The organism is Pedobacter sp. UC225_61, from assembly GCF_044452285.1.
In the GTDB taxonomy this organism is placed as follows: Bacteria; Bacteroidota; Bacteroidia; order Sphingobacteriales; family Sphingobacteriaceae; genus Pedobacter.
Genome location: NZ_JBIOAL010000001.1, coordinates 2294059 through 2309465, shown reverse-complemented (window position 1 = coordinate 2309465; position 15407 = coordinate 2294059). Strand labels below are relative to the sequence as shown.

The 15407-nt window shown below is 33.2% G+C and carries 9 protein-coding genes; 2 read left to right on the top strand and 7 right to left on the bottom strand.

Annotated features, from left to right (window positions below):
* Positions 1-6: 6 nt before the first annotated feature.
* The 7 genes from ACHMWN_RS10715 to ACHMWN_RS10685 all read right to left on the bottom strand — a co-directional run bounded on the left by ACHMWN_RS10715 (position 7) and on the right by ACHMWN_RS10685 (position 12439).
* Positions 7-690 (bottom strand): ABC transporter ATP-binding protein, encoded by a 684-nt coding sequence (locus tag ACHMWN_RS10715; protein WP_397300709.1) that lies wholly within the window; start codon positions 688-690, stop codon positions 7-9.
* 26 nt (positions 691-716) lie between these two features.
* A complete protein-coding gene (locus tag ACHMWN_RS10710; RefSeq protein WP_397300707.1) occupies positions 717-3113 on the bottom strand; it encodes an ABC transporter permease in 2397 nt (798 codons plus the stop codon).
* Positions 3114-3147: 34 nt separating this feature from the next.
* The gene (locus ACHMWN_RS10705) at positions 3148-5520 is read right to left on the bottom strand and encodes an FtsX-like permease family protein (RefSeq protein WP_397300704.1); all 2373 of its coding nucleotides are present in this window, start codon (positions 5518-5520) and stop codon (positions 3148-3150) included.
* A 15-nt stretch (positions 5521-5535) separates the two neighbouring features.
* Positions 5536-7905 (bottom strand): ABC transporter permease, encoded by a 2370-nt coding sequence (locus ACHMWN_RS10700; RefSeq protein WP_397300702.1) that lies wholly within the window; start codon positions 7903-7905, stop codon positions 5536-5538.
* An 83-nt stretch (positions 7906-7988) separates the two neighbouring features.
* The gene (locus ACHMWN_RS10695) at positions 7989-10361 is read right to left on the bottom strand and encodes an ABC transporter permease (RefSeq protein WP_397300699.1); all 2373 of its coding nucleotides are present in this window, start codon (positions 10359-10361) and stop codon (positions 7989-7991) included.
* Between the two features lie 45 nt (positions 10362-10406).
* Complete coding sequence (locus ACHMWN_RS10690) at positions 10407-11105, bottom strand: ABC transporter ATP-binding protein (RefSeq protein WP_397300697.1); 699 nt, start codon at positions 11103-11105, stop codon at positions 10407-10409.
* Positions 11106-11194: 89 nt separating this feature from the next.
* Positions 11195-12439, bottom strand: a complete 1245-nt coding sequence (locus ACHMWN_RS10685; RefSeq protein WP_397300694.1) for an efflux RND transporter periplasmic adaptor subunit — start codon at positions 12437-12439, stop codon at positions 11195-11197.
* A 163-nt stretch (positions 12440-12602) separates the two neighbouring features.
* On the opposite strand from ACHMWN_RS10685, the gene ACHMWN_RS10680 reads away from it, so the two are divergent.
* Complete coding sequence (locus ACHMWN_RS10680) at positions 12603-13973, top strand: sigma-54-dependent transcriptional regulator (RefSeq protein ID WP_397300691.1); 1371 nt, start codon at positions 12603-12605, stop codon at positions 13971-13973.
* A gap of 75 nt (positions 13974-14048) precedes the next feature.
* Positions 14049-15407, top strand: coding sequence for a sensor histidine kinase (locus ACHMWN_RS10675; RefSeq protein ID WP_397300690.1), 1359 nt, complete (start codon positions 14049-14051; stop codon positions 15405-15407).

Sequence of the window (15407 nt, the reverse complement as noted above, 5' to 3'; positions counted from 1 at the left end):
ACTTTATTAGCTGTTTACCGAAACGTCTTCTTTAATTACTCCGTCTTCGATGGTTAATATTCTATTTCCGTATTGTGCATTTTTTTCTGAGTGCGTTACTTGAAGAATAGTGATATTTTCTTCTTGATTTAATTTTTTAAATAAATCCATGATCTGTTCTGCTTGTGCAGACTGCAAATTCCCCGTTGGTTCATCAGCTAAAATTATGGAAGGCTGTGCTACCAAAGCTCTTGCAATACCAACTAATTGTTGCTGTCCGCCAGAAAGTTGGTTAGGGAATAAATCTTTTTTAGCTACGATGTTAAATCTATCCAACACATCCGCTATGCGGCTTTTACGTTCTGCTCCAGGAATTTTCTTGTATAATAATGGTGCTTCAATATTTTCGGCAACTGTCATTTCATCAATTAAATGATAGGCTTGGAATACAAAACCAATGTGATGGCGGTACAGCTCTATTCTTTTGCGCTCATTCATAGCAGTTACATCTTCTCCCATAAAATGATATTCGCCATAGGTTGGTTCTTCAAGCATTCCCAAAATATTTAACAAGGTTGATTTTCCAGCGCCAGATGGGCCCATAATGGAAACAAATTCACCCTGTTTTATACTGGTTGTTACATGGCGAAGGATGTAGCTTTTTACACCTTTATTGGCGTAATATTTTTCTATGTTTTTTAATTCGATCATTTTCTTTGGATTTTACGTATTAATGTCTATTCGTATTTCAAGGCATCAATTGTATTTGCTTTGGCTGCTCTATACGATCTTAATGTTACTGTAATTAAAGTAATTGTCATTGAAATAATCATAGCGACTATAAATGGCCAAACATTTAACTCTATTCGATATTGGAAACCTGACAACCATTCTTTTACGAAGATATAAGCCACTGGCCATGCGATCATATTGGCTATTAAAACCATCCACATAAATGAGCTGTTTAGCATTTTAATGAGCTCCATATTTGATGCGCCTAAGACTTTACGAATAGCGATTTCACGCGTTCTTTGTGTTGCAACGAATGAGATTAGTCCAAACAAACCAATAAACGAAATGAAGATGACTACACCTGCAAAAACCTTGAATAAGGTGCCCATTACTTGTTCTGTGTGGTAATAGTTTGTGATTTCATCATCTAAGAATTTAGAATCAAATACATTATTTGGGAAGTTAGCATTAAAAGTTCCTTCAATCTCTTTCATGGTGTTTACCAGATCTTTTGCTTCGAGTTTTACGGCAATTGCATTGTATCTACTCTTACGAGAGAAAATAGCTATTGGGGCTATGGCATCATGTAGTGAGTAATTATTAAAGTCTTTTACTACTCCAACAATTGGCCCTTTAGCACCATTTAAGCCCATAATTTTACCTATGGCCTCATTAGGGTTTTTTACGTTTAGTTTTTTAAGGAGGGTTTCGTTAACTACGAATTCTTTAATAGTGTCACTTTTAGCCAATGGCCTACCTGCCACAATGGATAAGCCAAACGTATCGAAATATTTTTCGTCGGCTACTTTTATATTTACTTGAAAATCGGCAGTTTTAGAGTTGTTGTACGTAAAACTTGTTTCATTGTTGTTTTGAGATGAAGGGGCAGCGCTATTGAACGATACATTTTTTACTCCTTTTTTTGCAAGGATTTGGGTTTTAATCGTTTCAAATTTTAATTGACTAATACTGTCTCTTGGTATATCAATAATGGCAATGGCTTTTGTATTGAATCCTAATGATTTATCTCGGATGTAACTCATCTGTCTGATAATTATTAAAGTACTTACAATGAGTATTGCGGTAATTGCAAATTGCACCACTACTAAGGTTTTACGTAAACCTACTCCTCCTGCATTTGCAGTGCTTACTCTGTTTTTAATTGCTAATGCTGGGCTAAAACCAGACATTACTAGTGCTGGGTACAATCCTGCAAGAAAACTTACCAGGATTAACATAGCTAATAAGAAAACAAAAACGATGGGGTGGCTAAACAATTCGAAGCTAACATTTGCCCCGAATAGACTTTCCATTCCCGGAAGTGCCAACTCGGTTAATACACATGCAATTAACAATGCAATTAATGTAATTAATGAGGTTTCGCTTAAAAATTGTGTAATTAATTGTTTACGTCGACTGCCCATTACTTTACGCACACCTACTTCTTTTGAGCGGCTTATAGCTTGTGCAGTTGCTAAATTAATAAAGTTGATACAAGCGGTAAGTAGCAAGAAAAGCCCAATAATACTTATACCCCATAGCTGTTTGTATGGTGTAGTTACATCTGCAAAGTTTCCATATTTATCGTTATGATGGATATCATTTAAAGGTTGGAGCTGATGTCCGACTTGCCCTGGTGCATTAGGATCATGTTCGTATTTTTTAATAAATTGTTGAAGTTGGCCAGTAACTTGATTAGTGGTAACACCAGGTTTAAGCAATGTGTAACACTCTGAATTTGAAGATACCGAATTCCATTCTTTTAAATTTCTACTTTGGTAGGTTGCATAACTAAATACAATATTAAGAGGAAAACTGCTATTAGGTCCATTTTCCTTAATTATACCTGTAACTTTAAAATCTGTTTTATTATCAAGGTTGATACTTTTCCCTAGCGCTTTTTGCCAACCTCCAAAATAAGTAATGGCTGTTTCTTCTGTTAATACTACCTGATTTGGTGCACTCAAAGATTGATTTGGATTTCCGTACAGCCACTTATATTTGAAAATTTCGAAGAAACTCGGTTCTGCATAGTATACATCTCCAGCTTTCTTTATTTCTGACCTACCCGCTTCAGCTTTAACTTTTATCGTGCCACCATCGTGTTGTATGGCTGCTACTTTTTCGAATTGAGAGAAATCATTACGTAATGCTGCAGCCATAGGAAGTGGAACTCCTTGAGAGTAAAACTCATTTCCATCTGTATATTTCCACTCACTAACCACTCGGTAAATGCGGTCGCTATTTGCAAAACCTTTGTCGTAGCTAGTTTCATATCTCACAAAAATAAAGATGAGAATACAGCTAGCTAAGCCTATTGAAAGGCCGAAAACGTTTATTGCTGTATATCCTTTATATTTCCAAAGATTTCTAAGGGCAATTTTTAGGTTTAATTTAAACATCTTGTTATTGTAGTTAAATAGTTTGTTTGGTTTATTATTCGTATTTCAAAGCATCTACAGGATTTGATTTTACCGCCTTTTGTGCTTGGATACTTACTGTAATTACTGTTAAAAGAATGGTTATCATCGCACTTAAAACGAAAGGAAGTACTGGCATATCAATTCGATAGGCGAAAGTTTCCAACCACTTTTTTGTTAAAATATAGGCTAGTGGCCAAGCAATTAAATTGGCTATGATTACCATTACAAAAAACGATGTATTGATTAGTTTAAAAATTTGCAGGTTATCTGCACCAAGTATTTTTCGTACTGCGATTTCTTTTATTCTGCCATTGGTGATGTATTTTGCAAAGGCATATAAACCCAGTATAGCAATGAAAATAGTAATTAGTGCCGCTACAAAAAACACCGATTGTAGTTGCTCTTGTTTTTTGAAAAGTTTACCATAAAGCTCATCTAAAAACTCGTATCTAAAATTTTCACCATCCTTTTTATTTATAGTAGGCCATTGCGACTTTAAAGTTGCTAATGCGGTTGCCATGTGTTGTGCTTCTATTTTGAGTAAAATTTGCGTTTTACTATTTCCACATGGGTTTTTCATGGCATATATTGTTGGTTTTACAGCCTCTTGAAATCCTTGTGTTTTAAAATCTTTAATGACGCCAACAATTTTATAATCGGTATTACAACCTCTAATTACTTTTCCAATTGGATCTTTTAAGTTGTATTTTGCTAACGCACTTTCATTTAAAATTGCAGAATTCGCTGTGTCGGCATTAAAGATTTTTGAGAATAACCTTCCTTCTTTTAATTTAATATTTAGCGTTTCAAAGTAATCAAAATCAACATCTAGAAACTCAATGTTTGCTTCATTACCTTCAATGCTATAACTATTAGATCCATTTTCTGCGCCTACAGGAATTTCTGAAGCTACTGTTGCCGATTTTATACCTTCGATTTTTAACATCTTTTCTCGCAGTGGTTCAAAATCTTTTGCTGTATTGAAATAGGTAAGGTTTTTTATGTTTACTACTTGATTGGTATTAAAGCCAACATCTTCTGTACGCATGTATTTTAATTGAGAATTGATGGTTAGCAATCCTATAATAAAAATTACAGCAATAGTAAATTGCATTACCAACAACCCATTTCTTAACCAATAGCTTTTTTTAGTTGTAGAGAAATTGCCTTTTAAAACTGCTGCCGGATTGAATTTTGATAATACCATTGATGGGTATAGTCCTGCTACAATGGTAATAAAGAGTAATACTAAAATTAATTGCCAAAACAGGTTATTTTCAAATCGCCATATGGTTAAATTGACCATAAAAAGTGAATTAAACTTAGGTAATACGAGCTCTGCTAATATTAATCCTAATAGGGTGGCAATAAAACATTGCATAAAGATTTCCAATAAAAACTGAATAGTTAATTGGAAACGATAGGCACCCATTACCTTTTTAACACCAACTTCCTTAGCTCTTTTAGTCGCTTGGGCAATGCTTAAATTCGTAAAATTGATACCAGCAATAACCAAAATCAAAAATCCTAAAACTGAGATAGCAATTAATATTTTATAGTTAGCATCACTACCTGCTTTTGGCTTAAGGTGAAGATTTTTTAAAGGGTCAAGAAAGATGCTTATTGCTTTAGTTTCATTTATAGTTGTTTGATCGGTTTCTCCTTTTAATAATTCTTTTCTATATAAGGTTGTTATTTTTGCTTGAAGGTTTTCAATATCTGTTCCTTCTTTTACTTGTATATAGGTGTTGTAATTGTTATATCCATAATTAAGGTAAGTATCTAATTCCTTAGCAATAGCTACACCATCATATAGTAAATTAGATTGCGGATTAGTTGAAATGGCACCACTTATAGTTGCAGTTTGTCCAGATGATTTACCGCCTACTGCTACAATTTCTGGTTTGTTATCTTTCTTATTAGGAAATAGGGTTTTCATGCCCTCATTATTAACATACATCAACCTATTATCTGCATGTGGCTCGGTTAAACCTCCGCTTGGTTGAAGATTAAACATCTGCGCTGCATTATAATCGAGAATTAAGCAGTTTTTCATAAAGAAAACCTGTGCACCTTTTGACAATGCAAACTCGAAACCCGCAGCTTTTGTAACGCCTGCTTTTTCTACTTCACCAAAATTTTGTTTAATTGCTTTTGCTAATGGTGGAGCAGTAAAATTTGTTTTAAAATCTGGGTATATTCTACCTACCAAATAAATGTTTTTATAATTTGGAAGTTTCTTATCAAAGCTAGTTTCATAAGCAGCATATAACATTACCAGTATAAATGCTGCTAGGGCAATTGCTAATCCGCCAATATTTATTGCTGTAATTCCTTTATTTTTCCAAAGGTTTCGTAATGCGATTTTTAGATTTAATTTGAACATCTTTTTTAAGTATAATTATTCGTATTTAAGTGCATCTATTGGGTTTGCTTTGGCCACTTTTATAGATTGGATGCTTACTGTTAAAACTGCGATTAAGATTGATATTACAATGGCCAATGCAAAAGGCACGAATGAAATCGGCACCCGGTATTCGAAAGCAGAAAGCCATTTATTAATAACGATATAAGCTATTGGAAAAGCGATTACGTTTGAGATGGTTACCAATTTTATAAAATCTTTATTTAACAGCGTGAGGATATTTCCTGTACTTGCTCCTAAAACTTTACGAATGCTAATTTCTTTTTTACGTTGTTCTGCCATAAATAAAGCTAAACCAAGTAAACCTAAGCAAGAAATAAAGATGGCAAAACCACCGAACCAGTTAGATAGTGTCCCTAAAAGTTTTTCATCTTGGAATTTAACTTCGAATGATTCATTTACAAATTTTCGATTAACTGGATAATTAGGCTCTATCCCTTTAACCAGTTCATCTATTTTTTCTAATGATGAACTGATATTTTGATTTGGATTTAAACGTGCTAGCATAACTGTAGCATTATCTTGATTATCTAAATAAAAAATCATCGGAGCTACTTTTTGATAGGCATTTTCTACCACAAAATCTTTAACAACACCTATATTGGTAAGTTTATTGCCCCAAAAGGTAATCACAGCGCCGAGTGGTTTTTTTAATCCCATCATTTTCACCGCAGCCTCATTAAGCATTACGTTATTCGTATCGTTTTTAAATGCTGGCGAAAATTCTCTACCACTAATTAATTTAGTACCGATAGTTTTTATAAAATCATAAGTTATTGCTCTATGGTTAAATGAAATTACTTCTTTAGGATTTTTCCCTTCCCACTCAATATTCGTTGTGTTATTTCCTCCTTCAGTAACATCTGAACTAAAAGATGAAACATCGGTTACTGCTCCAGATTTTAAAAGTTGATCTTTAAGCAAATCACGTTTAGCACCTTCGTGTAGTTTTCCATCTACTGCTATTTGAACTAGATTTGCTTGATTATAACCAATTGGTTTATTTTTAACGTAATTAAGTTGTTGATAAATCACTGCCGTACAAACGATTAAACAAGCAGCAAAAACAAATTGACCTACTACTAGTACTTTTCTCACTGAAACCGAGGAATCTGTTTTAATTTTAAAACCCTTCAGTACTTTTATAGGCTCAAAAGAAGATAAATATAATGCTGGGTAACTTCCTGCAATAAAACCAGTAAAAGTCATTAAGGATAATAGTGCCAACCAAAACCCAGTATTTTTGTAATCTATTGTCAGCTTAATATTTAATAAATTGTTAAAATATGGCAAGCTAACTTCGACCAGAATAAATGCTAAAACTGTAGAAATAAAAGTTAAAAGAACAGATTCTAGCAAAAATTGGCTGATCAATGATTTACGACTGGAACCTATTGCTTTGCGAACACCAACTTCTTTTGCCCTGCCATCAGAACGGGCTGTTGACAGATTCATAAAGTTTACGCAGGCAATTAACAATATACAAAACGCTAGCAGCAGGAAAATTTTAAGCTGATCTATTTTACCACCTACAGATTTACCGTTTTCAAAATCAGCATATAAATGCCATTTTGTTAGGGGATGTAATAAAGCAACTGCTAAATTATCTTTTTGATTGCGTTTGTAAATCCCGTACATTGAAGAATTTGCAGCTTCAAAGAACTTGTTATCTTTTAACTGAACAAGAGTTAAACACATATTATTACCCCAATTACCCTCTTTTACCCAAGATTCTCGTTTTTCAAATAAGGCCCATGGCATGATACATTCGAAGATGATGCTACTATTAGCTGGTGCATCCTCAATAACTGCTTCAACTTTTAAAATATCTTGATTTTCGAGTTTTACTGTTTTATTTATAGGATCTTCATCCCCAAATAACTTTTTCGCAAAAGATTTAGTAAGGATGATTGTGTTTATATCTTTTAAAACCTGTTGAGGATTGCCTTTAATAAATTTATAATCTAGTATTTTAATAAAGTTTGGGTCTGTAAAGACTACTTTACTGCTTATTCTTTTATCTCCAACAGCAATTAAACTTGGTCTTGGGTAAGTAGAATGAGATGCGTATTTAACCCCGGGAATCTTTTCTTGGACTTCATTTGCCATCACATTAGGCGTCCATGCCCAGCTAAAGGTTTTACCACTTGCAACTACATTTTGATAAACCACATAGGTTTTATCATTATTTGTAAACTGCTTATCGTAACTCCATTCATATGCTACATAAATTAACAAAATCATGCAACTAGCTAAACCAATCGCTAATCCACCAATATTTATCAGCGAAAATCCTTTATTCTTCCAAAGGTTTCGCAATGCGATTTTAAAATTTAATTTGAACATATTTTAAGGTTAAAGGTGTGAGGCGGAAGGTAGAAGGTTGTGACGTGTTAACCTTACGCCTTACAACCTTTATCTTCAACCTTTTATTCATATTTTAAAGCATCAACGGGATTGGCTTTAGCCGATTTATAGGCTTGAAAACTTACCGTAAACAATGCTATTATTAAAGTTCCAAATGCTGCTAGTAGCATAATCCACCAGCTTATTTCGGTATGGAATTCGAAATTTGATAGCCATTTTCCCATCGCAAAATAACTTAGCGGAACAGCAATAATAATTGCTACAACTATCATTTTGATAAAGGATAACGAAAGCAATTGCATCAAATTAGTAACTGATGCACCAAGTACTTTACGCACACCAAATTCCTTAGTACGTTGTTCTGCACTATATGCAACTAAGCCAAATAAGCCTAAGCAAGACACAAAAATTGCAAGTCCACCGAAAAGGTTAGATAAAATCCCCAATGTTTTTTCCTTTTCTAATAAGGTCGCATAGGTTTGATCTAAAAAATTAATTTCTACTGGATATGCTGGATTTATTTCTTTTGTAATCGCTGTAATTGTTGCCACATTTTGCTGCAAATTATTAGCAGGATTTAACTTCATGGTAATGAAACTTGTATACTTATTATTAAAGTAAAGTATCATTGGGTTATTTGATTTGTAGGGAGAATCAAAGACATAATCATCAAAAACCCCTACAATTGTACGTTTATCTCCAAATATAGTTAGGTTTTGACCGACCGGATTTTTTAAATTCATTATTTTAGCAGCAGATGCACTGATTAAAACAGCTGCAGTATCAGAAGCAAATTTCTCCGAGAAATCTCGTCCACTTATTAATTTTACTCCATTGGTTTTAATGAAATCATAACCTGCTTCAACCTTGTTAAACATGGTGAGGTTATTTTCTTGCACCATGCCTGGCCAACGCACATCGATAAAGTTTGAGCCATGATGTGCTAATTTAGTAGACGACTTATTAATGCTGGTGATAGCGCCTGATCTTAATAATTTCTCTTTATATACTTCAAATTGAGGACGTAATTGACCATCTTGAGGGATTTCGACAAGTGCATTAATATCCACACCAAGCGGTCTGTTTTTAATGTATTGGATTTGACGATAAATTACTAATGTTGAAATAATTAGAATAATTGCAAAGCAAAATTGCCCCACTACCAATACTTGTCTTAAACTAATTGAGAAAATAGAGTTTGAGCTTATTTTCTTTTTTAATGTTTGAATAGGATTAAAAGATGATAGATAAAATGCAGGATAACTACCCGCTAATAATCCTGTTGCTAAAACGATGGCAATAATTCCAATCCAACTTGATGTGTTGAAATACCCAATGCTTAATTTTATATGAAGCATTTGGTTAAAAGTTGGCAATAAAATTTCTAACAATGCAATTGCTAAAACAATGGCAAGTACAGTAAGTACCATTGATTCAGTTAAAAACTGCATAATTAATGAGCCCCGATTTGCGCCAATGGTCTTTTTTATCCCAACTTCCTTCGCTCTTTTTTCTGATTTAGCCGTAGCCATATTCATAAAATTGATACAAGCGATAAGTAGAATGCCAAAAGCTAAGCCCATAAACAGCCATATTTGTTCAATATCACCACCTACACTTTTTCCATTTTCAAATTTTCCATATAAATGAAGTTTTGCATACGGAAATGCCATAAATGGCTGCGCTGTTGTTTTATTATTTGCTTTAACAGCTTCTTCAATTTTCTTATTAACCACATTAATATCAGCACCAGGGTCGAGAGAAAACATCGTTACATAACTATAATTACCCCATCCCAAAGTTTTAGCATCGGCATCCACCATTTCATAAAATGCCCATGGCATTAAGAAATCAAACTTCATAGATGTATTATCTGGCATATCTTTAATTACACCAGTAACTGTCAAGTCTTCTTGGTCTTGATAACGTACTATTTTATTTAGTGCATTTGCAGTACCAAATAAAATCTTAGCCATAGTTTCGGTAAGAATAACCGATTTTGGATTTTGCATTGCTGTAGCAGCGTTTCCAGCTATAAATTCGTAATCGAATAATTTTAAGATGTTTGGTTCAGCAAATTTCGCATCTTTTTTAAACCCATTTTCACCATTGGCAATTAAGCTTCTTTTGATGTAATTCATTCTAGCCAGGTTTTTAATTTCTGGCACTCTTTCTTTCAATAATGGCCCTAAAGCAGTTGTTGTACCCTCAAATGTTTTTGCAATGTTCCCACTATCATCAGGAATATTCGTCATTACAGTATATACATTTTCCGAATTTTTAGCTTGCTTATCGAAACCCCACTCGTAAGTAACATATACCAATAACATTAAACATGCAGCTAAACCAATAGCTAAGCCTATTAAATTTATAAATGAAGAAGTTTTATTCTTCCACAAGTTGCGCAAAGCGATTTTTAAGTTGAGTCTAAACATTTTTATACCAATTGGTTAAAAGCAATAGTTGGTTATGGTGATGAACTAAATGAGTTCTTCTGTTCTTCCTTTGTTAATTTTCTCAGAAATTACATGCCCATCTTTTAGGTTGATAATTCTGTTCGAGAAACTCGCATCATGACTAGAGTGTGTAACCATTACGATCGTTGTTCCAGTTTCATTTAACTCACAAAGCAATTCCATTACTTCATTACCGTGCGTACTATCCAAATTTCCTGTTGGCTCATCAGCTAAAACTAATTTTGGTTTGGTAACCAAGGCACGAGCAACGGCAACACGTTGTTGTTGACCACCTGATAATTGTTGTGGAAAATGACCTGAACGATTTACAATATTCATTCGCCCAATAATTTCATTCACTAATTTTTTGCGTTCACTTGCAGGGACTTTATTATAAATTAAAGGCAATTCAATGTTTTCAAATACAGTTAACTCATCAATTAGGTTGAAGTTCTGAAATACGAAACCCATATTTCGTTTTCTAAAATTTGAACGTTCTTTATCATTTAAGGTTAGGAGTTCCGTTTCTACAAATTTATAACTACCACTTTCAGGCTTATCTAAAAGCCCCATTACGTTCAACAAAGTTGATTTCCCACAACCTGATGGTCCCATAATAGAAACAAATTCACCTTCTTTTACATGAAGATTAATTCCATTTAACGCAGTAGTTTCGATTTCTTCGGTTTTGTAAACTTTTTCCAGATTTTCAATTTTTATCATTGTTGTAATTTTATCGGTTTATATTTTTAAAGGTTGGTGCTCCGATCAACGCACCTGATACAGAGCTTAACCAACCTAAATTTTCTTTTTTATTTATTAATTTCTATCACATCGTACTGATTAAACTGATCGTATGATGATGTAATTACGTCCTCATCTTTTTGTAATCCTTCTAAAACTTCATAATACAAATAGTTTTTTCGCCCAATTTTCACATTTCTTTTGGTTGCTTTTCCATCTTTTACAACAAATACCCAACTTCCTCCAGTACTTTGGAAGAACTGTCCTTGGGCCAATAGAAGTGATTTACTATTGTCGGATAAGGTCAATTTTACCTGCATTGATAATCCTCGCCTTAACTCATCTGGCGATTTTCCTTCAAATGATAACTCTACTTGAAACTGACCCGAAATAATTTCAGGAATTACCTTTCTAACGGTAAGTGAATACGTTTTACCATTAAATTCACATTGAGCAGTTTGTCCTTCTTTTACGCGGTTTAGATAGTATTCATCCACCCCAGCTTGTAATTTATATCCTTGCAACACATCAATTTTTCCAAGCATCTCATTGGCTCCATACGATTTTCCGATGATAGGATCATAGGATGATAAACGACCAGAGACTGGTGCTTTAATCGTCATATTCTCAATATTCTGTCTAATTGTTTGCAAACTTTCGTTCATTCTCGAAATGGAAACCTCAATTTGCTGTAATTGCATTACACGACTTTGATTTTCTTGTTTAACTGCTTGCTTTAACAGCGCTTTTCTACCTTGATAATATTCATAATCTTGGCTTGATGTATTGAATTCTTCTTTAGTAATTACCTTTTTTGAAAACAAGGCGCTATCTATTTTATATTTTCGACTAGCAGTCCTTAAGCTATTTTCAATATCCATCATATCTTGGCTCATTACTCGTTGGTTTTGCTCTAAGTCTAATCTCAACTTACGTAATTGATTAATTTGCTCAGTAATACTGGTTTCGCTAGCGGTATAATTAGATAGTGCATTTGGATTTGCAATGCGCAATAATGGGGTTCCTGCAACAACGGTAGCACCATTCTCAGTAAAAATCTGAGCAACTGTTCCACCTTCAGAAGAACTTACAATTACTGAAGTTAGTGGTACTACACTAGCGTTTAATAACACTACATCTTCAAAATCTCCATATTGTACTTTACTAATAGTAATTTTATCAGCATCAGCTTTATATACTTTATTTAAGGATAAACTGTATCCATAAGCTACCAAGCCCATAAAAATCACAACGCCAACTATAATTAATATTGACTTCTTATTAAATTTCTTTTTCTGTATTACTTTGTCCATTTAGATATTGCTATTATTGTTAAGCCATTTGCCAAGTTTATGCCAAGAGCGAAATAAATTTTAATTATCTGTAAATCAATAAATTAAAATTAATATATAAAATTTAATGTTCAATATCGAACAGTAGTTGTACACCATCGAACAGTTTCAATTATTTTTGAATATGATAGATGCCAATATTTTAGTAATTGATGATGACGATGACATCCTATTAAGTGCTAGACTTTTTTTAAAGCAGCATTTTAATCAAATATTAACGTGTAAATCGCCACGAGAAATTAATGTATTACTAAGTAAAAATGATGTAGATATCATTTTACTAGATATGAATTACCAAAAAGGTGCAAGTGATGGTCGTGAAGGATTATATTGGTTAGAACATATCTTATCTATTGACAAAGATTATGTAGTTATTTTGATGACCGCTTTTGGTAACGTAGAATTAGCAGTTCAGGCTATTAAAAAGGGAGCAATAGATTTTATACTCAAACCTTGGGAGAACGAAAAATTATATGCTACGCTTTCAGCTGCTGCTCGATTAAGACAATCAAATAAAAAAGTTAAGAAATTAGAAAAAATTCATACTTCCATACAAGGCGATATGGCTCGAAAATTTGAGCATATTGTGGGTAATGATGCTAGTGTACAACAACTCCAAAAAACCTTATTAAAAGTAGCACCTACAGATGCGAATGTTTTAATTTTAGGGGAGAATGGTACCGGTAAACAAGTTTTCGCATATGAATTACATAAGAATTCACTAAGAAGGAAGCAAATCTTTATGCACGTAGATTTAGGTTCCTTAAATGAAAACTTGTTTGAAAGTGAACTATTTGGTTATGCAAAAGGCGCTTTTACAGATGCAAGGGAAGATAAACCTGGCCGTTTTGAAATGGCTGATGGTGGAACAATTTTCTTAGATGAGATTGGTAATCTTTCTTTACCATTACAAGCGAAATTATTAAGTGTTTTACAAAATCGCACTGTTACACGGTTAGGTGAAAACAAAGAAAGAAAAATTGACGTACGTTTAATTAGTGCGACGAATATGCCCCTAAATGAAATGGTTGCAAAAGGTACGTTTAGACAAGATTTATTATTTCGCATCAATACTGTAGAATTACTTTTACCACCTTTACGGCAACGAGGCAATGATATTGTGCTATTAGCTTCTCATTTTTTACAAGTATTTGGTACTAAATATCATAAAACGATCACAAAAATTACTTACAAGGCTGAGCAAATTATGCTTAGCTATAGTTGGCCAGGTAATATTCGCGAGTTACAACATGTGATAGAAAGAGCTATAATTATGGCAGATGGATTGGAAATTAATGAAAATGATTTGCAATTATCTCCGCAAAAATTTGGTCAACAATCCGTATTACAAGCCGATATGCCTTTAGAAGAAATGGAGAAAATGATGGTAAATAAAGCAATAGAAAAGCACAAAGGTAATATTTCTAAAGCCGCTGCCGAATTAGGTTTAACCCGTGCGGCTTTGTATCGTAGAATTGAGAAATTTGGACTTTGAGCTAAAACTGAAAGCTTATTTTAGTCTTGTTCTTTGTGCTTTAATCTTTTAGCTTAGTCTTATAACTTTATAACAATGTTCTATCAAAGATTTACCTTTCGTTTAATAAGCCGCTTATTATTTATCAATTTGCTGGCCATATTATTGGTTTATCTTGTTCGCAGTACTCAATTATGGTTTACCATTACAGGTGTAAGTTTAATTTTATTGGGAACCGTTATTTCACTCTATTTTTATATTAATCAAATTAGAGAGGATATTAAACGTTTTATTTTAGCTGTTAAAACAAGAGATCATACCTTAAATTTCAAGAATAAAGTTACTAAAGGCAGTTTCCCAGAACTGTATGAATCATTTAATGAGATTATTCAAATTCACAAAGATATCCAGCTAGAGCAGGATGCAATTTTTCAGCTTATTAAAACCATATTAGAGCAGGTTCCTGTTGGTGTAATTGTGGTTAAAAAGAATAAAACCGAAAAAGAAAAATCTGAAATTTCATTTTTCAATTTGGCAGCAAGCAATTTATTAAATGTTCCAGCATATAGTTATTGGCATCGATTTGAACAACATTTACCCATTTTTGCTGAAGAAATAGAAAAGATAAATACAGGTGGCAAACGCTTTCTAGAACTAAAAATACAAGATAAATTTATCCAACTTTCCATAGAAGTTATTCCGCTTAATCTGTATGGCGCTGATCATATAATCATTTCATTTCAAAATATTAAAGATGAAATTGAACAAAAAGAAACCGAAGCCTGGAACCGTTTAATTGGCGTAATTTCTCATGAAATTTTAAACTCCATCACTCCTATTAGTTCACTTTCTTCTACCGTGAACCAAATGATTAGCGATAAAACCAGCTTAAATTATGAAGATTTAGAGGATCTAAAACCAGCCTTACAAACCATTAAACGGCGTTCTGAGGGATTGCTAGATTTTGTTAAAGATTACCGATTAATTGCAGAATTACCCACTCCAAATGCTGAACAGCATAGTGTTGGTGAAATTTTGCAGCATGTAAAAGTGCTAATGCAGCCAATGGTAAGTGCTAAACACATTAAATTACAAGTTTTACAAACTTCATCTAAAATTTCATTGCAAGTAGATTTTAAACTAGTTGAACAAGCATTAATTAACCTAATTACCAATAGCTTATATGCATTAGAAGGTGTGGAACAACCACTAATTGAAATTACTTATCGTTTAGCACACAATAAAGTTTATGTTGATGTGATTGATAATGGAAAAGGAATAGAAGCAAGTAATATTGAGAAAATATTTGTTCCTTTTTATACGACACGCAAAAATGGCTCTGGAATTGGTCTAACCATTACCCGTAATATCATGAAAATGCATCGTGGTAGTTTAGAAGTGAACTCTATCCCAAATCAGCAAACAACTTTTTCTTTGGTGTTTAATTATGCATAG